At 72.3% G+C, this 18,122-nt stretch carries 18 protein-coding genes, 1 tRNA gene and 1 pseudogene; 11 read left to right on the forward strand and 9 right to left on the reverse strand.

Annotation, left to right across the window (positions count from 1 at the left end):
• Positions 1-36: 36 nt before the first annotated feature.
• Positions 37-591, forward strand: coding sequence for a CGNR zinc finger domain-containing protein (locus HG542_RS20350; RefSeq protein WP_171083493.1), 555 nt, complete (start codon positions 37-39; stop codon positions 589-591).
• Positions 592-598: 7 nt separating this feature from the next.
• Here the strand turns inward: HG542_RS20350 and HG542_RS20355 are convergent, their stop codons facing one another.
• On the reverse strand, positions 599-1,228 hold the full coding sequence (locus HG542_RS20355) for a response regulator (RefSeq protein WP_171083495.1): 630 nt from the start codon (positions 1,226-1,228) through the stop codon (positions 599-601).
• Positions 1,225-2,520 (reverse strand): sensor histidine kinase, encoded by a 1,296-nt coding sequence (locus HG542_RS20360; protein WP_171083497.1) that lies wholly within the window; start codon positions 2,518-2,520, stop codon positions 1,225-1,227. The genes HG542_RS20355 and HG542_RS20360 overlap by 4 nt, the downstream gene beginning before the upstream one ends.
• 156 nt (positions 2,521-2,676) lie before the next feature.
• Here HG542_RS20360 and HG542_RS20365 point away from each other — a divergent pair, with 156 nt between their 5' ends.
• Positions 2,677-3,234 (forward strand): GlcG/HbpS family heme-binding protein, encoded by a 558-nt coding sequence (locus HG542_RS20365; protein WP_171083499.1) that lies wholly within the window; start codon positions 2,677-2,679, stop codon positions 3,232-3,234.
• Positions 3,235-3,264: 30 nt separating this feature from the next.
• Here the strand turns inward: HG542_RS20365 and HG542_RS20370 are convergent, their stop codons facing one another.
• The 3 genes from HG542_RS20370 to HG542_RS20380 all read right to left on the reverse strand — a co-directional run bounded on the left by HG542_RS20370 (position 3,265) and on the right by HG542_RS20380 (position 5,848).
• The gene (locus tag HG542_RS20370; RefSeq protein ID WP_229922798.1) at positions 3,265-3,744 is read right to left on the reverse strand and encodes a hypothetical protein; all 480 of its coding nucleotides are present in this window, start codon (positions 3,742-3,744) and stop codon (positions 3,265-3,267) included.
• A gap of 235 nt (positions 3,745-3,979) precedes the next feature.
• Positions 3,980-5,140: an MFS transporter gene (locus HG542_RS20375; RefSeq protein WP_171083501.1), complete on the reverse strand. Its 1,161-nt coding sequence runs from the start codon at positions 5,138-5,140 to the stop codon at positions 3,980-3,982.
• Between the two features lie 111 nt (positions 5,141-5,251).
• Positions 5,252-5,848, reverse strand: coding sequence for a TetR/AcrR family transcriptional regulator (locus HG542_RS20380; protein WP_171083503.1), 597 nt, complete (start codon positions 5,846-5,848; stop codon positions 5,252-5,254).
• Positions 5,849-6,071: 223 nt separating this feature from the next.
• Between HG542_RS20380 and HG542_RS20385 the strand changes: the two genes are divergently transcribed.
• From HG542_RS20385 to HG542_RS20425, 9 genes and pseudogenes are all read left to right on the forward strand, one after another.
• Positions 6,072-6,371 (forward strand): hypothetical protein, encoded by a 300-nt coding sequence (locus tag HG542_RS20385; protein WP_171083504.1) that lies wholly within the window; start codon positions 6,072-6,074, stop codon positions 6,369-6,371.
• Between the two features lie 133 nt (positions 6,372-6,504).
• Positions 6,505-7,875, forward strand: a complete 1,371-nt coding sequence (locus HG542_RS20390; RefSeq protein ID WP_171083506.1) for a pyridoxal phosphate-dependent decarboxylase family protein — start codon at positions 6,505-6,507, stop codon at positions 7,873-7,875.
• Entirely contained in the window at positions 7,872-10,694 is a 2,823-nt protein-coding gene (locus tag HG542_RS20395) for a pyridoxal-dependent decarboxylase (protein ID WP_171083509.1), read from the forward strand. The genes HG542_RS20390 and HG542_RS20395 overlap by 4 nt, the downstream gene beginning before the upstream one ends.
• Positions 10,695-10,714: 20 nt before the next feature.
• The gene (locus HG542_RS20400) at positions 10,715-11,032 is read left to right on the forward strand and encodes a hypothetical protein (RefSeq protein ID WP_229922799.1); all 318 of its coding nucleotides are present in this window, start codon (positions 10,715-10,717) and stop codon (positions 11,030-11,032) included.
• 253 nt (positions 11,033-11,285) lie between these two features.
• Positions 11,286-12,076, forward strand: a pseudogene (locus HG542_RS20405) (IS5 family transposase).
• A gap of 19 nt (positions 12,077-12,095) precedes the next feature.
• Complete coding sequence (locus HG542_RS20410; RefSeq protein WP_171083511.1) at positions 12,096-13,439, forward strand: endonuclease domain-containing protein; 1,344 nt, start codon at positions 12,096-12,098, stop codon at positions 13,437-13,439.
• A 406-nt stretch (positions 13,440-13,845) separates the two neighbouring features.
• Complete coding sequence (locus HG542_RS20415) at positions 13,846-14,394, forward strand: hypothetical protein (RefSeq protein WP_171083512.1); 549 nt, start codon at positions 13,846-13,848, stop codon at positions 14,392-14,394.
• 119 nt (positions 14,395-14,513) lie between these two features.
• Positions 14,514-15,920, forward strand: coding sequence for a terminase large subunit domain-containing protein (locus tag HG542_RS20420; protein WP_229922801.1), 1,407 nt, complete (start codon positions 14,514-14,516; stop codon positions 15,918-15,920).
• A gap of 147 nt (positions 15,921-16,067) precedes the next feature.
• Positions 16,068-16,141: transfer RNA gene (locus HG542_RS20425), tRNA-Met, on the forward strand.
• 72 nt (positions 16,142-16,213) lie between these two features.
• Here HG542_RS20425 and HG542_RS35205 read toward each other — a convergent pair.
• The 4 genes from HG542_RS35205 to HG542_RS36060 all read right to left on the reverse strand — a co-directional run bounded on the left by HG542_RS35205 (position 16,214) and on the right by HG542_RS36060 (position 17,786).
• Entirely contained in the window at positions 16,214-16,906 is a 693-nt protein-coding gene (locus HG542_RS35205) for a transposase (protein WP_229922802.1), read from the reverse strand.
• Positions 16,907-17,007: 101 nt separating this feature from the next.
• Complete coding sequence (locus HG542_RS35210) at positions 17,008-17,169, reverse strand: hypothetical protein (RefSeq protein WP_229922803.1); 162 nt, start codon at positions 17,167-17,169, stop codon at positions 17,008-17,010.
• Between the two features lie 123 nt (positions 17,170-17,292).
• Positions 17,293-17,559, reverse strand: coding sequence for a hypothetical protein (locus HG542_RS36055; protein ID WP_368857186.1), 267 nt, complete (start codon positions 17,557-17,559; stop codon positions 17,293-17,295).
• A complete protein-coding gene (locus tag HG542_RS36060) occupies positions 17,481-17,786 on the reverse strand; it encodes a transposase (protein WP_229922804.1) in 306 nt (101 codons plus the stop codon). Before HG542_RS36060 ends, HG542_RS36055 begins: the two co-directional genes overlap by 79 nt.
• Between the last annotated feature and the right edge of the window lie 336 nt (positions 17,787-18,122).

The following is an 18,122-nucleotide window of genomic DNA, read 5'->3' on the forward strand; positions in this document are numbered from 1 at the left end:
CTTGCGGCCCTTGTAGTCACCCGTCAAGATGGTGACGTGAATCTGGATCACGTCTTCATGTGCGGCCATCCGGCCCTGGACTTCGCGGCGACGCTCCGGGCACGCCGCACGGCGCGATTCGAGATGTTCGCGACACCGGACCGTCTGGACGCGTGGTACGTGGAGTCCGGCATCGTCGACTCCGTCTCGCCCGCCCGGCAGGCCGACGTGCGGCGGGCGACGGCCGTGCGCGAGGCCGTCTATCAGCTGATCACGGCGCGGCGCCTCGGCACGGACTTCGACGACGAGGCGCTGGCCGTGCTCAACGAGGCGGCCCGCCGGCCTCCCGCGGCACCGCAGTTGACGCACGCCGGCCGCTGGACGGCGGCCACGCAGCGCGAGGCGCTGTCCACCGTCGCCCGGCACGCGGTGGAACTGCTGAGCGGCCCGGACGTCCCCCTGTTCAAGGAGTGCGGCAACCCCGAGTGCACCCGCGTCTACATCGACCGCTCGCGCGGCGGCCGGCGCCAGTGGTGCGGCATGGAGTCCTGCGGCAACAGGGTCAAGGCGGCCGCGTACCGCGCGCGCAGGAAGACCGTCGCCGCCGGGTGACCGCGGGTCACGGCAGCAGGCGCTGTTCCTTGGCCACCGCAACGGCCCCCGCCCTGGTGTCGACGCCGAGTTTGTCGTAGATCCGGCCCAGGTGGGTCTTCACGGTGGCCTGGCTGATGAACAGCGCGCGGGCGATGTCGCGGTTGCCGAGGCCCTGGGCGAGCTGGGCGAGGATGTCGAGTTCGCGGGCGGTCAGGGCGGGGCGGGCCGCGCCGCGCATGTGGTGCATGACGCGGCTGGCGACGGGCGGCGAGAGGGTGGTCCGGCCCTGGGCCGCGGAGTGGATCGCGGCGAAGAGCTCCTCGGGGCGCTCGGCCTTCAGCAGGTAGCCGGTGGCGCCCGCGGCGATCGCGCGCGTGATGTCGGCGTCGGTGTCGTACGTGGTGAGGACCAGGACGTGGACGCCGGTCGCGGCGATGCGCCGCGTGGCCTCGACCCCGTCGATGCCGGGCCCGAGTTGGAGGTCCATGAGCACCACGTCGGGCCGGAGCTTCGCGGCCGCGGCCACCGCTTCCTCGCCGTTGCCGGCCTCGCCCACCACCTCGATGCCGGGTTCGCTGGCGAGGAGGGCGAGCAGTCCGGCGCGGACGACGGCGTGGTCGTCGCAGAGCAGGATGCGGACGGGGGCGTCGGTCATGAGGGGGATTCCAGGGGGATCGCGGCGGAGACGACGGTGCCCTCGCCGGGCGCGGACTCGACGGTCAGGGTGCCGCCGAGCTGCCGGGCCCGGGCCTGCATGGCCGGCAGCCCGTGCCCGCGCGCGCCGCGGGCCGGCACGGTGGCGGCCGGGACGTCGAAGCCACGGCCGTCGTCGGCGATGTCCAGGACCAGCTGGTCGCCGAGGAAGGTGAGGGTGAGCGTGGCGGCCCCGGCGCCGGCGTGCTCGCGGACGTTGGCCAGCGCGCCCTGGGCGATGCGCAGCAGCGCGGAGGCCGTCCGGCCGGGCAGGGGGACGGCCGGGGTGCCCTCGACGATGCAGCGGACGGCGAGTCCGCCGGACTCCTGCGCGGCGCGGGCCGCGAGCGCGCGCAGGGCCTGCTCCAGGCTGCCGCCGTCGGCGAGGTCGGCCGGGGCGAGGTCGTGGACGAGGCGGCGTGCCTCGGCGAGGTTGTGCGCGGCGATGGAGGCGGCGGTGCGGACGTGGTGGTGGGCGGTGTCGGGCTCCGCCGTCCAGACCCGGTCGGCCGCCTGGAGCAGCATCTGCTGGCTGGACAGGCCCTGCGCGAGGGTGTCGTGGATCTCCATGGACAGCCGCTGCCGTTCGGCGAGGGTGCCTTCGCGGCGCTCGGTGGCGGCCAGGTGGCGCCGGGTGCGGAGGAGGTCGTCGATCAACTGGCGCTGCCGCTCGGCCTGGCGCTGCATGTGGACGAAGACGGCGGCGGCGATGGCGGCGACGGCGGGCGGGGCGAGGACCAGGTTCGGGTCGAAGCCGCCCTTCGACAGCTTCAGCTGGGCGGCGACCACGAAGGCGGTCAGCATGGCGACGAGGGCGAGCGCCGCGCGCGGGGGCAGGGTGCGCAGGCCCGTGAAGAACAGCGGCACCGCGCACCAGGCGAAGCTCGGCGCGAGCACCACCAGCACCATCCAGACGGCGACGACCGCGCCCAGCCGGGCGAGCCGGCGCGGCGCGGGCCGGGCGAGCGGTGCCGGGCCGAGCAGGTACAGCAGGGCCAGGACGGCGGAGAGCCCGATGACCCACGGGGTGTGGGGGTTGCCGGGGTGCCGGACGAGGAACCGGGACAGCGAGGCGGCGAGCAGGAGGAAGAACGCGGCGTGCATGACGAGCGCGAGGAGCCGCTCCCCGGACCCCGCGGCCTCCTCGTGACCGCGACCAGGACCGGGACCGGGAGCGCCGGGACCGTCCGGGCCTTCGGACGCCGCCCCGGCGGGGACCGCGGCCTCCCGTGCCGACGGCGTTGCCTGCCGCATCGAAACTCTCCTCACCTGCGCATACGCACCCATCCTCAACCGGTGCGGCCATCCTCGCATCAACCGATCGGATGACAGGCACGTCACCCGTCGGGCACGGCAGGAGCAGCCCGCAGGCCGAAGCCCCGCGAGGGGAACCGGCCGGAGGATCGGATCATGACCGACACCAAGAAGCGCAGCACCACGAAGATCGTCGCCATTTCCGCCGCCGTCCTCGCGGCCGGCGCCGCCGGCGCGGCCGCCGCGAACGCCGCCGCCCCGGCGGCCGCGGACAGGCCGGCGGCCAAGGCCGACGCCGCCGACCGGAACCTGACCCGGGACACCCACCTGACGATCGCCGCCGCCGTCAAGGCCGCGCAGGCGAGCCTGGACGCCGCGGCGAAGGAGGGCCAGAAGGTCTCCGTCGCCGTCGTCGACCGCAACGGCAACACCCTCGTCACCCTGCGCGGCGACGGGGCGGGCCCGCAGTCGTACGCGTCCGCCGAGAAGAAGGCCTTCACCGCCGTCTCCTGGAACGCGCCGACGTCGGCCCTGATGGGCCGTCTCTCGCAGACCCCGAACCTCAAGGACATCCCGGGCACCCTCTTCCTGCCGGGCGGCGCCCCGGTCCAGGCCAAGGGCGCCCCGGTCGCGGCCGTCGGCGTGGCCGGCGCGCCCAGCGGCGACCTCGACGAGAAGTTCGCCCAGGCCGGTGTCGCCGCACTGAACGGCTGACGCCCGCGCCCGGCGTCCACGGGGACACGGCTACGTGTCCTCGTGGATGTCCGAGATGCGCAGAGAGCTCTGGTCCGACTGCACCGCGAGGACGGTGTGCGTGGAGTGGCCGTTCCCGGTCCAGGTGAGGGTGACGCGGGTCCAGACGTGCCCCATGCCGCTGTCGTTGTAGGCGACCGCCCAGGACGTCGGCAGGCCCTGTGCCCGCAGCACGCCGTCGCCGCCGTGTTCCTTCTCCCAGGTTCCCAGGCGTGCGCGAAAATCGTCCGTGAGGTAGAACTCGCGCAGTTCATCGGCCAGGTGACTGCGTCCCCGCCCGTTGAGAACATCGATGTACGCGCCGTAGAAGTCGGCAACGCGGTCGACCGCCGAAGCGGAATTTCCCGTGCGCTCGGGCAGGCGCCCGGAGGCGGCCCTCGGGGGTTGCGCGTGCGCGGGGGCCGCTGCTGCCAGGAGCAGTGCCGGGAGCGCGACGGCCAGTGCGTGACGACGGAGTCTGATGACGAACACGGTGGGCTTCCCTTCTCGCCTCGACGGCTCGTGCGCCGTCCGGACTCCTGAGGCCCGGCGCGCCGACGGCCGGTCACCGGCGTGGTGTTCAGGTCCGATGCCCCCAGTGCACTGCGGAGGTCGCCGGCCGGACCAGTGCCCGGACGGCCCGTCCCGGAGGGCCGAACCGCCCTGCCGGCCACGACCGCCCGGGCGATGACACGGACTCGCCGGGGCAGCCGCGCCCGGGCCTTGCTCAGGCGGCCTTCGGCACCCTCACCCGCGCCACCCGCACCACGTCCGGTATCAGCGTGAGCAGCCCGAGCACCGCCGTGCCCGCGCCCAGCCACAGCGGTGCCCTGAGCCCGTAGCTGTCGGTGGCGGCACCGCCGAGTCCGGAGCCGATCACCACGCCGAGCGTGATGAAGGACGAGTGGACGGTGTTGACCAGCGGGCGCGCGTTCGCCGTCCGCTGCACCCGGCTGATCATCGCCGGGTTGAGGGTGACCCCGACGAGCCCGATGCCCGTCATGGCGGCGACGGCTGGCGCCTTGAGGTCCGCGAGCAGTGCGAAGGCCGTGAGGAACACCGCGTTGAGGGCGAGGCCCGTCACGAGCACCCGGATGGTGTGGGAGTCCGCGAGACGGGCGACGACCGTGTTGCCGACGACCGTTGCGGCGCCGTAGCCGAGGAGGAGCAGCGGGACGGTGCCGCGGGAGAAGCCGGTGACCTCGGTGAGGATCGGCGTGAAGTAGGAGAACGCGGCGAAGGTGGCGCCGATCACGAGCATCGAGGTGCACAGGACGAGCCAGAGCCTGCCGTTGCGGAAGACGGTGAGCTCGTCGCGGAAGTCGCCTGCTCCGTCGGCGTGTTCGAGGGACGGCACGGCGACGGCCGTGGCGACGGCGGCGAGGACGGTGATGGCGCCGACGGCGACGAAGCCCGCGCGCCAGCCCCACTGCTGGCCGACGAGCGTGGAGAGCGGCAGCCCGAGGAGGGTGCCGACCATGAGGCCCTGCATGGCGACGCCGATGGCACGGCCGCGCACCTCCGGCGAGGTGATCTGGGCGACGACGGAGAGCGAGACACCGAAGAACGCGGCGGAGGCCGTGCCGGTGACGAGGCGGGCGGCGAGCATGACGCCGTAGCCGGTGGCGGCAGCGGCCAGGACGTTGCCGGCGAGGAAGACCGCGAAAAGCGTCATCAGCGCGGTCTTGGGCCGGAGTCTGAGGACGGCGACCGTGGCGAAGGGTCCGCCGAGGGCCATGGCGAGGGCGAACGCCGTGATGAGGTAGCCGACTTGGGCGATGCCGACATGGAGGTCGTCGGCGATCTGCGGCATGAGGCCGCCGACCAGGAACTCGCTGGTGACCATGGCGAAGATGCCGAGCGCCATGAGATGGACGGACTTGGGCATGCGAAAGAACCCCCCCTGGTTCTGTACTGACCAGACCAAAAAACGGATGCGAAAAAGCCGGCCCGCGGCGATTACGGGCAGACGGCGGGCGAACGTCAGCGACTGAGCAGGTCAGCGACCGAGTGCGTCGATCCCGGCGGCGGCGATCTGCTCCAGCGCGGCGCGGTCGGCACCGGATTGGGCGGCGACCCGCATCCCGGCGATCACCGAGCTCAGATACCAGGCCAGTCCGGCCGGGTCGCGCGGCGAACGGACGGATCCGTCCCGCTTGCCCTCCTCGATCACGGCACGGAATGCACCGAGACGCCGCTCCAGATCCTTGGCCAGGATCTCGGCGACGCCGGGATCGTCCGCGGCCGGACCGGTGACGGTGTTCACGGTGAAGCAGCCGGAGCCGCGGCCCAGGCGGCGGTTCTCCATCTCCCCGTCGACGACCACCTCGAACAGGGCGCGGATCCGCTCCACGGCGCTGCGCCCCTCCTCGCCGAGCAAGGCGAGCTGACGCGCCGTCATGGTGTCGGCGTAGTACGCCAGGGCGCGCCGGAAGAGGTGGTCCTTCGAGGTGAAGGTGTTGTAGATGCTGCTCCGGCCGAGGCCGGTGGCCTCGCAGAGATCCTGTGTGGAGGTGGCCTCGTACCCCTTCACCCAGAAGGCGCCGCACGCCGCCGCCACCGCCTGCTGCTCATCGAACTGTCGCGGTCGACCCATGATCATCACCGTAGCACGTTATGGAACGCATGGACCAAAACAATATCCGGCAGGCTCCGACCCGAGGGGGCGTGCGGGACCCGCACCGCTAGGTCCCGCACGCGCTTCCGCTCCCGGCGCTCCGACGAGCCGCCCCGCGCGCCATTGCCGCCGCGGTCGGGGCGGGGAGACCGTGGGTCGGCGTCCGCCGGATCCGGCGGGGAACGGACAGGAGCACCCGACCATGGCCATCATCGTCACCTTCGACATGGAAGACACCGCTGCCGCCCAGGAGTTGTACGACACCTGCATCGACCGCCTCACCGAGGGCCGGGGCTTCGCCTCGCCGGCCGATCTGCCCGTGCCCGGGCTGCTCGCCCACATCGCCGGTCCCGTCGGCGGCCGTTGGCGGGTCACCGACGTGTGGGAGTCTCCCGAATCGTTCGAGGCCTTCGGCAAGATCCTCGGCCCCATCATCGCCGACCTGGGCTACGAGGGCCTCCGGCCGGACGTCTCGCCCGCCCACCGCGTCGTCCTCCGCTGACCCGAACGGCCGGGGAGGGAGGGCCCGTACGCCCCTCCCCGGTTCGGGTGAGACGGCGACCGGTGCCCGTGCGCGGCGGGGCGGCCCGGCTACGGTGGCCCCGTCGGGTGGGCCGTGGCGCCGGGGGGCGGGCATGGAACTGAGGCAGTGGCTGGACCGCGGGGTCGGGGCGTTCGAGGCGTGGACGCGGTCGTACGAGGAGTACGCGGCCCATCCGGCCATGGCGGTCGACGCGGAGGCCTGTGCTGCCGCGTTCGACGAACTGACCGGCCGGCTGCACGGCAGTTACCCGTTCTTCCATCCCTGCTACGCGGGGCAGATGCTCAAGCCCCCGCATCCGGTCGCCGTCGCCGGGTATCTCGCCGCGATGCTCGTGAACTCCAACAACCATGCCCTGGACGGCGGTCCGGCCACGTCCGTGATGGAGGAGGAGGCGGTGGGGCAACTCGCCGCGATGGCCGGTCTGGAGACGCATCTGGGGCATCTCACCAGCAGTGGGACGCTGGCCAATCTGGAAGCGCTGTTCGTCGCCCGGGAGAGCCGGCCCGGGCTGTCCGTCGCGGTCAGTGCCGAAGGGCACTACACGCATGCCCGGATGTGCCATCTGCTGGGCATGCGGGTGCACGAGGTGGCGGTGGACGACCGGGGGCGGATGGATGTCCCCGCGCTGGAACGGCTGTTGGCCACCGGGGACGTCGGCACGGTCGTCGCCACGACGGGGACGACGGCACTGGGCGCGGTCGACCCCGTGCACCGCATCGTGCCGCTGGCGCGGCAGTACGGCGCCCGGGTCCACGTGGACGCCGCGTACGGCGGCTTCTTCGCGCTGCTCGCCGGCGACCCGCTCACGGAGGAGAGCACGGGGCAGGCGCTGCGGGCCATGGCGCAGTGCGACTCGGTGGTGATCGACCCGCACAAGCACGGTCTCCAGCCCTACGGCTGCGGCGCGGTGCTGTTCGCCGATCCGGCGGTCACGCGGTTCTACCGGCACGACTCCCCGTACACCTATTTCACGTCCGCCCGGCCGCACTTGGGCGAGATCAGCCTGGAGTGCTCGCGTTCCGGGGCCGCCGCGGCCGCGCTGTGGCTCACCCTCCGGCTGCTGCCGCTCACGCGGCAGGGGCTGGGCGCTGTCCTCGCCGCCGGGCGCCGGGCCGCCGTGCGGTGGGCCGGCCTGCTCGACGGCTCACCCCACCTGGACCTCTACCAGCCGCCCGAGCTCGACATCGTGACGTACCACCCGCACACGGAGCCCGCCGCGCTGTCCCGGGTGGACCGGGCGTCGCAGGAGGTGATGCGCAGAGGCATGGAGGCCAAGGAGCATCCGGTGTTCCTCAGCGTCGCCCGCGTCGGCGCGCAGGCATTCGCCGACCGCCACAAGGACGTGGTGGCCGACCTCGATCACGCGCACATCCTGCGCAGCGTCCTGATGAAACCGGAGAGCGAGCCGTACCTGGAACGCCTGCACCACCGCGTGGAGGAGCTCGCCAGGGGTGCGGCATGACCGCCTCCGAAGAGACCCTCAGCAGCATCGAGGGCGTAGACGCCCGGACGGGCCGGCAACTGCTGGACGGTCTGCTCGACGAGGCCGTCTGGCTGGACCACTGCCCGTTCGTCAGCGCGTCGTTCGGCCCGGCACCGGTCTGGCTCCGCCATGAACCGGTCTCCGCGTTCCAGCCGTTGCCCGTGCCGTTGCCCGTACCGCCGCCCGGCGGCCCGCTGGAGCCTGCAGGCGTCCCGGGCTCGCGCCGCGTCTGTGTCTCGTTCGCGCCCGAGCACGGCCCCAACGCCCGTACCTGGGCGCGGACTCACGGCTACCGGCTGCTCGCGCCGGACCCGGGCGTGACCGCCTGGGCGGCGGACAAGATCCGGGTGCTGGAGCTGTTCGCGGAGGCGGGGGTGGCCGTGCCGCCGTCCGTGGTCGTCCCGGCGGCCGGGCGGGCAGCGGCGAGGGCGTACTGGGACGACCGGTGGCCCAGGGCCGTGGCCCAGCGCCGGGAGAACAACCTGATCGGCCGCGGCACCGTTCCCGTCGACTCCCCGGAGGAGCTGGCCCGTTGCCTCGCCGCCTGGCCGGACGAGCCGGTCCGGCTGAGCCGTCGGGCCCCCGGCATCTCGCTGACCGTGACCGCGTGCGCCGGGCCGGACCGCACCGTGGTCTCGGCCGTCTCCCACCAGCTGGTCGGCCTGCCCGAACTCGCCGCCTCCTGGGGCACCCACTGCGGCAACCAGCTCGTACACCCCGCCGATCTGCCGGACGGGCTGTACGCGCAGGCCCGCCGGGCAGCGCGGCGGGTGGGCGAGGTACTGCGCGGCCGCGGCTTCCGGGGCATGTTCGGCCTCGACCTCGTCGAGGAGGACGGGCGGCTCCTCGCCATCGAGGTCAACCCCCGCTTCCAGACAGTGGTCTCCCTGGTCCAGGCCGCCGAGCGCGCGGCCGGGCTGCTGCCGTCGCTCGGGCTGCACATCCTCTCCTTCCTGCTGCCCGCCCTGCCGCCGTCCGTGCCCGGGACGCTGCCGCCGGACTCCCCGCGCCCGAGCCAGCTCGTCGTCCATGCCGCCGGCGACACCGTGCTGCACGGCCTCCCCGCCACCGGGCGCTACCGCCGCCACGAACGGACAGCGACCGGCCCGCTGCCCGCGGCGTGCGACCTCGCCGAACTCCGCGACGACGAGGCCCTGTACTGGGCCGTCGCCCGCCCGGGCCCGGTGACCGCCGGCCAGGAACTGGCCCTGCTCCAGTTCGGGCACCCCGTGGCCGCCCTCGAACCCCGGCCCCGCCCCGGTCCCGGCACAGAGGCCTGGCTCGCCGCCTTCCGCGAGCGGCCGGACGCCCGTCCACCCCTGCTGCGGCTCGCCGAGGAGCCGATGCGCGAGGCGGGCCGGCACGCACTCGAGCTCGTCATCCGGCGGTTCACCGCACCGCCCGAGCAGCCGCCGTTCCACGTCCCCTCCCCCGCCGCCCTCCGCGCCGCGCTGGACGAACCGCTGCCCGAGGACGGCACCGACGACCTGCGCGCCGTCCTCGACCGGGTCACGCGCGACGCCCTCGGCGAGGCGACCCGCCTCGACCACCCGCGCAGCTTCGCCTTCACCCCCTCCACCGGCAACTTCCCCGCCGTGCTCGCCGACGCCCTCGCCTCCGCCTATCTCTCGGTGCCGGGGGCGTGGCTGGTCGGCGCCGGGCCCACCCAGCTCGAACTCACCACCCTGGACTGGCTCAAGACCCTCCTCGGCCTTCCCCGGGAGACCGGCGGCCTCTTCGTCAGCGGCGGCTCCGTCGCCAACCTGACCGCCCTGGCCGTCGCCCGCGACCACCACCTCGGCGACGACACCTCCGGCGCCCGCCTCTACTGTTCCGGTCAGGCCCACCCGTCCGTCGCCCGCGCCGCCCATCTCCTGGGCCTGCCCCGCACCCGGCTCTCCGTCGTACCGGCCGACCGCGACCTGCGCCTCGACCCGGCGGAGGTCGCGCGCCGCGTCACCCGCGACCGGGCCGCCGGGCTGCGGCCGTTCGCCGTCGTCGGCACGCTCGGCACCACCGGGACCGGCGCCGTGGACCCCCTCGACGCCCTCGCGGACCTCTGCGCACGCGAAGGGCTCTGGCTGCACGTCGACGGTGCCCACGGCGCGGCGGCGGCCGCCACGTCCCGGGGCCGCGCGCTGCGTTCCGCCCTGCGGCGCGCCGACTCCCTCACCATCGACCCGCACAAGTGGCTCTTCCAGCCCTACGAGATCGGATGCGTCCTGCTGCGCCGCCCCGAACTGCTGCGCGCCACCTTCGACCTGGAGCGCCACGCGCTGGACACCGGCTACCTCTCCCCCACCGCGCCCCGCGGCACCGAGGTGAACCTCTCCGACCACGGCCCCCAACAGAGCCGCGGGCTGCGCGCGTTGAAGCTGTGGCTGTCCCTGAAGGCCTTCGGCGCGCGGGCGTTCCGGCAGGCGATCGAGCACGGCATGGACCTGGCCGAGCATGCGGCGGCCCTGGTCACGGCCCACCCCGAGCTGAGGCTGGTCACGGCGCCGAGCCTCGCCGTGCTCACCTTCCGCTACGAGCCGGCCGACGCACCGCCCGGCTGGGATGCCGACGCCGCACAGGAGCACGTCAGCCGGGCGGTGTGCACGGAGGGCGGGGCACTGCTCCTCACATCCCGGGTGCACGGGGCCACGGTGCTCCGCATGTGCACCGTCAACCCCGCCGCGACCCGGGACGACGTCGCGTACGTCGTCGATCTGGCCGCCCGGTACGGCCGCCGGTCACTGGACACGGCCGAGGCCGAGGCCGAGGTCAGGGGATCAGCAGCGCCGACGGACCGCTGATCCGCTGCACGCCCCGGTCCGTGAGGGCCCGGGCAATCGTGCTCGCCGATCTCGGCCAGGTCCAGCTCAAGCGCGGCAACACCGAGACGGCCCTGGCTACCTGGAGCGAGTTCCTCGCCTGCCCCGACGGCGTGCAGTCCGTCCGCATCAACGACGGCCTGACCAACATCGCCGCCCGCCTGCCCTCGATCCCCGACAGCCCGGCCGCCGCCGAGCTCGGCGAGCGCATCGCCGCCCGGGAGACTGAGGACCCCGCCCGTTGGGACGACCTGTTCATCCGCGGCGTCGGTCGCCCGGTGCAGTCCATACGGCCCGCAGACACCGACGGCCCGACCTAGTCGCTGTACAAGGCTTTCACAGGCGTCGCCATCGGGGAGTTGACGGAAAACGAGAGAAGTGCTCCTAAGGGCCTGCAGAGAATTAACCTGCGGGTTCAGGGACTTGACACCCCAGGTCAGCGCGACGCGAGCGCACAGGTTGTTCTTCTACGGGCCCTAACAACGGCTAACAGAATGACGCGTGTTGGTGCTGGTAGCCGTGTCTGGCGGGTGAGTTGAGCGTTGTTCGGCGCGTGGGGCATCACCGTGGATCGTGTCGGATGAGCTGTGGGAGCAGATCGAGCCGCTGCTGCCGCGCAGGGAACGCCGGTTCCGGCATCCAGGCCGCAGGCCGCTGCCGGACCGGCAGGTTCTGTGCGGGATCCTGTACGTGCTGCACACCGGGATCCAGTGGGAGTACCTGCCCGGTGTGCTGGGCTTCGGCTCGGGCATGACCTGCTGGCGGCGGCTGCGGGACTGGAACGAAGCCGGAGTGTGGCAGCAGCTGCACGAAGTGCTGCTGGCCGAGCTGAACGCCGCGGCGAAGCTGGACTGGTCGCGCGCGGTCATCGACTCGAGCCACGTCAGGGCGCTAAAAGGGGGATCGCGACGGGCCCGTCGCCGGTCGACCGGGGCCGGGCCGGCTCCAAGCACCACCTGATCACCGACGGCCGCGGCACCCCGCTCGCGGTCATCCTCATCGGCGGCAACCGCAACCATGTCACCCAGCTCCTGCCCCTGCTCGACGCCATCCCGCCCGTGCGGGGACGTGTGGGACGCCCCCACCGCAAGCCGGACTCGCTCTTCGCCGACCGGGGCTACGACCACGACATCTACCGCGACCATGTGCGGGCCCGGGGGATCGTGCCCGCCATCGCCAGACGTGGCACCCGCCACGGCACCGGACTGGGTACCTACAGATGGGTAGTTGAGCGCACCTTCGCCTGGCTCCACAGCTTCAAACGCCTCCGCATCCGCTGGCAACGACGAGCCGACATCCACGAAGCCTTCCTCCGCCCGGCCTGCTGTCTCATCACCCTCAGACAGATCAACTCATTCTGTTAGCCGTTGTTAGCCTGTCGGTATGTCACAGCGCGTCATGCCCAGTTGCACGGACGGACTGATCGCCCTGGGCGTCGCGGACGCTTTGTGGGTCGATTTGACGGCCGATGGTGCTGTGCCGACGACTGCTGGGGCGTTCACCTGCTCTCCTGCCCGTGCCCGGTTGGGGTACGTCCTGCTCGGCGGCCATGTGGTGGCGACGGTGAGGGCTGGCGGCGGTCAGTGGGGGGTTCCGGAGGCTGAGGTGCGCCGGGCAGCCGCGGAGTTGAACGCGGTGGGGATGGACCGGCAGGACTTGGTCCGCATCGGTCCGTTTCGCGGGGCACAGCGGCAGGAGTTCCACGAGGAGACGCTGCTGCGCTGGCGCCAGCGCATCACTCGGGAGCTGCAGGAGCTGGGCGGCCCCGAGCGCACAGCACGGCGTGAAGACGGCCGGGCGTACCATCTGGCGGGGATCGACTGGCGGCAGATACTCGTGGAGCGCACCCGCGACGGGGCGCAGCGGACGTGGTGGTTGCCGCGTGCTGTGGTCAGGCTGCTGGATGCGGCCGAGCACGCCGAAACGCAGTGGCTGCACACCACGCGGACCCGCCAGGCGAGCACAGCCGTCACCGGGCCGCCCTCCCGCCCCCGGCAGGCCCGGGACGCCAACGGCCGGCCAGCGACGAGCCCGGAGGACCACACCGCCTCGCTGCGCCGGTACAACGGCGAGCTGGAAGGTCAGCTGTACTCGGTGCTCAGCAGGAAGCCCGGTACCTCCCGCAGGGTGGCGGGGTGGGCGTGCGCCGTCTGCCGCACTGCGCCCGCCACCGCCCTCGACCATTGCCACGAACACGGCTACGCCCGGGCCCCTGTCTGCCAGTCCTGCAACACACAGGAACGGCCCGACCACTTGTACAGCAACGACATCCGCGTGGCCGGCCACTACACCCGCCTCTTCCACACCGACGCCGACAACTGGCTGCGCCACTGGCATCGTTGCCCCGGCTGCCGCGCCCGCACCACCCTGCCCCTGCCGCACCTCGCCGCATGGACCGCCCACATAGCCTGCCGAACGCTGCGCCCGACCCACCGCGCCTCCCGCGGGCGCGAACCCTGCGGTGTGCTGCGTGTGTCCTGGACAGGCAGCCAGCGGGCGCCGCGTTCCTGCCTGCTCACCGTCTCCGTCGACTTCTGCCCGTCCGGCGAGCACCGTGTCCTGGCGCAAGTCCCCTACCGCGAAGCCGCCGATCGGTTTCGCACCTGGCTGGCCGAAACGGCCCCTGCCGTGGCCGCCGCGGCCGGCCCCGACCGCCTGGACGGGCTTCCCGCCCAGCCTCGGCCAGTCATCGCGGACACCAGCGGCGAGGACCAAGCACTGTTCTGAGCGAGCACCGGAGCTTCTTGACGCCGTGATACAAACCGTGCCGCCTGGTAGTGCCCGCGAGCTGCGGAAGGCGGTCGGTCATCTCGACGCCTTGCTCGGACGCCCCTGGGCCTCCGACAGCGGCTACCGATCCAATCGAAGGCCGGCGCGAGACTGCGCGGGAACAAGGCAACTCCGAGGGGCCGGTCCCGCCCACTGGGTCCGGCCCCCTCAACGCGCTGGGCCTCACGTCGGTCCGACGATCTCCGGGGACATGGGCAGGAGCACGGCAGCACGGGCGCAGCGGGAGCTTCAGCGGCTCCGTTCGGCACGCTACGGCAGCAAGCGGTACATCCCGCCTGCCAGGCCGGATTCCGGGTCCGTTACGGGATCATAGAAGGAGGGCGCGGGGCCAGGGAGTCTGTTCATGGGTCGCCCCAACCGCGCCACCCGGGCCGCCATCACCCAGCGCCGTGCCGACGCGGTCGACCTGAAGATCGCTGGCGTTGACTGGCTGACCATCGGCAGGAAGCTCGCCGCCGACCCATCCATCAACTCGGACGGTGTCGCCTACCCGCAGGGGTACGGCATCGACAAGTACCGCAGGAAGCCGGAGCCGCCGACCGACAAGCGGCTGATCGAGCTGGCGTGCAAGGACGTCTCGAAGGCCCTGATGGAGCGGGCCGCCGCGCTCGATGAGAGCACTGACGAGCTGCGGCGTCTGATGCTGGCCCGCCTGGAGAAGCTGTTCTTCCCCATGTACCGGCAGGCCGTACGCGGGGACTTCCAGGCCAACGACCGGGCGGTGCGCATCATCGAGCGCGAGACCCAGTTGCCCGGCCTGAACCGTCCCGTGCGCACGGAGCTGTCCGGGCCGGACGGCGGGGCCGTGCGGGCGGAGTCCGCCAGCATGGAGGAGCTGGAGCGGCTGATTTCCCTGGCCGGTGGGGCGCCGGCCGACCGTGGCGAGGGCTGACGAGGAGGCGGTCCTTCACGCGTATCGCACGCTTACCCCTCAGCGTCGCCGCGAGATCGCCGCCGCCTCCTCTGCCGAGCTTCGGGGCCCGTCTGGTGGCCGTCGAGCGGGAGATGGCCATGGACCGCTCCCCCGGCGCGATGGCGGCGGTTCTGACCGAGGGCCGGGAGATGCAGGCCCGGCACCTCGACCTGATCGACGCCGCGTTCGAGCGGGTCGTGGCGGGGCAGCCGACGAAGCTGCTGCTCACCATGCCCCCGCGGCACGGCAAGTCCCGCCGCGCGGCCCGGTGGGCGCCGCTGTGGTTCCTGCGCCGCCGCCCGGAACACCGGGTGATGATCGCCTCGTACTCGTCGGACCTGGCCGACGACCACGGCCGGTGGATCCGCGACGCGATCCTGACCCACGGGCCGCAGCTGGGCATCTCGCTGCGGCCGGGTTCCTCGGCGGCGAACCGCTTCGACCTCACCGACACCGAGGGCGGCTTCGTCGCGGCCGGTGTTGGCGGCGGCTTGACCGGCAAGGGCGCCCATCTGGCGGTGGTGGACGACCCGATCAAGGATGCCGCGGAGGCCGCGTCACCCACGATGCGTCGTCGGCTGTGGGAATGGTGGCAGGCGGTTCTGCTGACCCGTATCGAGCCCGGCGGGTCGGTGATCGTCATCCAGACCCGGTGGGACGAGGACGACCTCGCAGGCCGGATCTTGGCCGAGGAGGCCGAGCGGTGGACGCACATCGACCTGCCTGCCCTCGCCCTCAGCGAGAACGACGCCCTCGGCAGGCCGGTCGGGACGGCGCTGTGGCCGGAACGGTACGACGAGCCCGCGCTGGAGGAGATCCGGCGCAGCGTCGGCGAACGGGTGTGGTGGTCGCTGTACATGCAGCAGCCGCGCCCGATGGAAGGCGGCGTGTGGCAGTGGGACTGGATCACCAACCACCGCATCAGCGCCGCCCAGTTCCGCGGCATCGACCTCGCGCGCATCGTCGTCGCGGTCGACCCGGCCGGCGGGGAGTCCGCAGTCGGGGACGAGTGCGGCATCATCGCGGCGGCCCGCGACCGCGACGGTCACCTGTACGTCCTCGACGACCGCTCGGGGAACCTCGGCGCGGAAACGTGGGGTGCAGAAACGTGCCTGCTGGCGATTGAGCTGCGCGCAGACGCCATCGTGATCGAGTCGAACTTCGGCGGAGACATGTCGCGCCAGGTGGTGCAGCAGGCATGGCAGGAGCTCCAGCGGGAGGGCCGAACCGAAGGCATGTTGATGCCAGCAGTCCTCTCAGTCACCGCGAAGCAGGGCAAACGCTTGAGGGCAGAGCCGATTGCCCAGCTGTACGAGCAGGGGCGCGTGCACCACGTCGGGCAGTGGCCGACCCTCGAACAGCAGATGGTCCGATGGGTCGCCGGCATGGACAGCCCGGACCGCATGGACGCCGCCGTGCACGCACTGACCCAGCTCGCCGACCCGATGCACAGCACGGTCGGAACCGCCTCGTACCGCGACGGCAGGTTGTCCGGGCGGCGATGATTACGCGGGTGGTGTTCACTCTGCTCCTTCAGCCTGGAACGCCCTCATCTGGCGCGGTAGTTCCCCAGTAGCCCGGGGGTCTGCGCAGCTGCGATCGAGAAGTGGTTCGCGCCCGTCGTGACGATGCCGTACTGCTCACCGTACCGACGCGGGGTGGAGCAACTCGGTAGCTCGCTAGGCTCATAACCCAGAGGTCGCAGGTTCAAATCCTGTCCCCGCTACTCTCACGTGAAGGCCCGGCATCTGCCGGGCCTTCACTGAGTGATTCTGTCGGGGAGCTTGATTTTCGAAGGTCACTGTCCTTGGCGCCACCAGCGGGGTCGGGGTAGTCCGTGGGCGTCGAGGTACTGCTGGAACGCGGTCGGCGGGCGGGGCCGGTAAGTGGTGTCGGTGGGTTCGTGGGCGCTGAGGCGTTCGATATTGACGGCGATGGCCGTCAGCACGTGCTGGACGTGGGCTTTTGCTGTGTCGCGGTAGCGGCAGCGGCGCATCTGGTGGTCGTTGACGAGTTCGTTCATGGTGCCCTCGACGCCGAAGCGGGAGGCGTAGAGCTGGCGCCATGTCGAGTCCTGCTGGCTGGCGCGGTTTCGGGTCTGGAGTTCGTGGAGGCGGCGGGGCAGGAAGTTCACGGTTCGCGGCGCTTTGCCGCTGGTACAGGTCGCCCGGACGGGGCAGGGGTTGCAGTGTGCCGGGTTGAAGCGGACGACGGTGTAGGAGGCCACCGCCGGGAGTTCCGGCCAGTTGCCGCTGATCTTCCCCTTCGGGCAGGTAACGGTGCGGCGGTCGAAGTCGATGGTGAAGTCCTCGCGGGTGAAGCCGGGTTCCTGACTGCGCCAGGCGGGGCTGGGAGGGAGCGGGCCGACCATGCGGATGCGGTGGGTGCGGGCGGCGGTGTCGAATAGCGCGACGGAGGTGTAGCCGCTGTCGACCAGGTGCGTGGCGGGCAGCAGGCGGCGCCGCTTGAGCCGGGCGTGGATGCCGGGCACAGCGGTGCTGTCTGCCGTCGGGACGTGGTGGCCGCATCTGTGATGACGTTGACGCCCTTGTCGTCGCACGTTTCGGTGACGTGGGCGAGATAGCCGGTCCATCACCGGTGGCTGCGGCGCGTCCAGCGGGGCTGCAGGTCGTACGGCGACTCGATCCGCACCCGGGCGGACGGCAGGCCGTCCTTCTTCTCGGTGCGCGGCCGCAGCTGCCCGCGGGCGTCGACGAGGAAGTTCTGCACCATGATCTGACGCAGTGCCTCCATCGCGACTCCGCTGCTCCGGCCCGCAGGGCGGGCACAGTCCAGGAGTTCGGCAGCGTCGGCGCCGGCCTGCTTCAGCCGGGCGGCGGGATGGCTGGGCTGGCTGACCAGGCGAGCCTATCGCCCCTAGCGTAGTGCCCAGTCCTCGGTCACCAGACCATCCAGCAGCTCCGGGGCATCGCGGGCGGTCTCCTCCAGCGCGGCACGGACCGCCTCCAACACGAGCTCCAGGCGGGTCAGCTCACGCACCGAGGCGAGCAGGTAGGTGGAATCAGTACGCTGCCGGCCGCGGGCCTTGCCCAGGCCCGCGTCCTTCAGCCGGGCCAGCGCGATATCGAACAGGGCATCCGCGCGGCCAGCCTCGGCCAGCCGCTCACGGAAGTCCGATAACACACTGTGGTGGAAGCCCGGGTCGTCCAGCTCCAGCGCGCAGGCGACTTGAAGTCGATGCGGCAGCGCACCGCCTCGGCGGCTTGCCGGTCCGAGAGGTTCAGCAGGAACTGCAGCACGCTCACGGTGGCGAGTTGGGCCGGGGACAGCCCGGGACGCCCGTCGCGTGGGTACCAAGTGGCGAAGTCCTCGTCCCGCCATAAGCCGTCCAGTCGGTCACGTACCCACATCGCGGTCGTCCCTGCGGGATTGCTGGCCCGCGCTACCCGAGCGGTCAGGGGCGAGACTTGTGCACCGGAACGCGGACGCAACGACACCGACTCACCTCATGCAGACGAACGACCTTGGAAACCAAGACGAGCCTGCCCGACGACCACGCCGTCCCGCCCGCGAATCCCAAGATCCCCGACAGAGTCTCTCATTGAGGGCTTCCTGGAGGAGTACACCTCCGGCGCCTGGGTGCCGACGTGGGATGACCGGGTCTTCACCGAAGGCCTGGCGTTGGGTGCTCTCTCCGGGGCCCGGCTGCGGGCCGCGTTGCGCGAGCCGCCAGCCGGGCGTCTGGG

This window comes from Streptomyces morookaense (assembly GCF_013030945.1).
Lineage (GTDB): Bacteria > Actinomycetota > Actinomycetes > Streptomycetales > Streptomycetaceae > Streptomyces > Streptomyces morookaensis.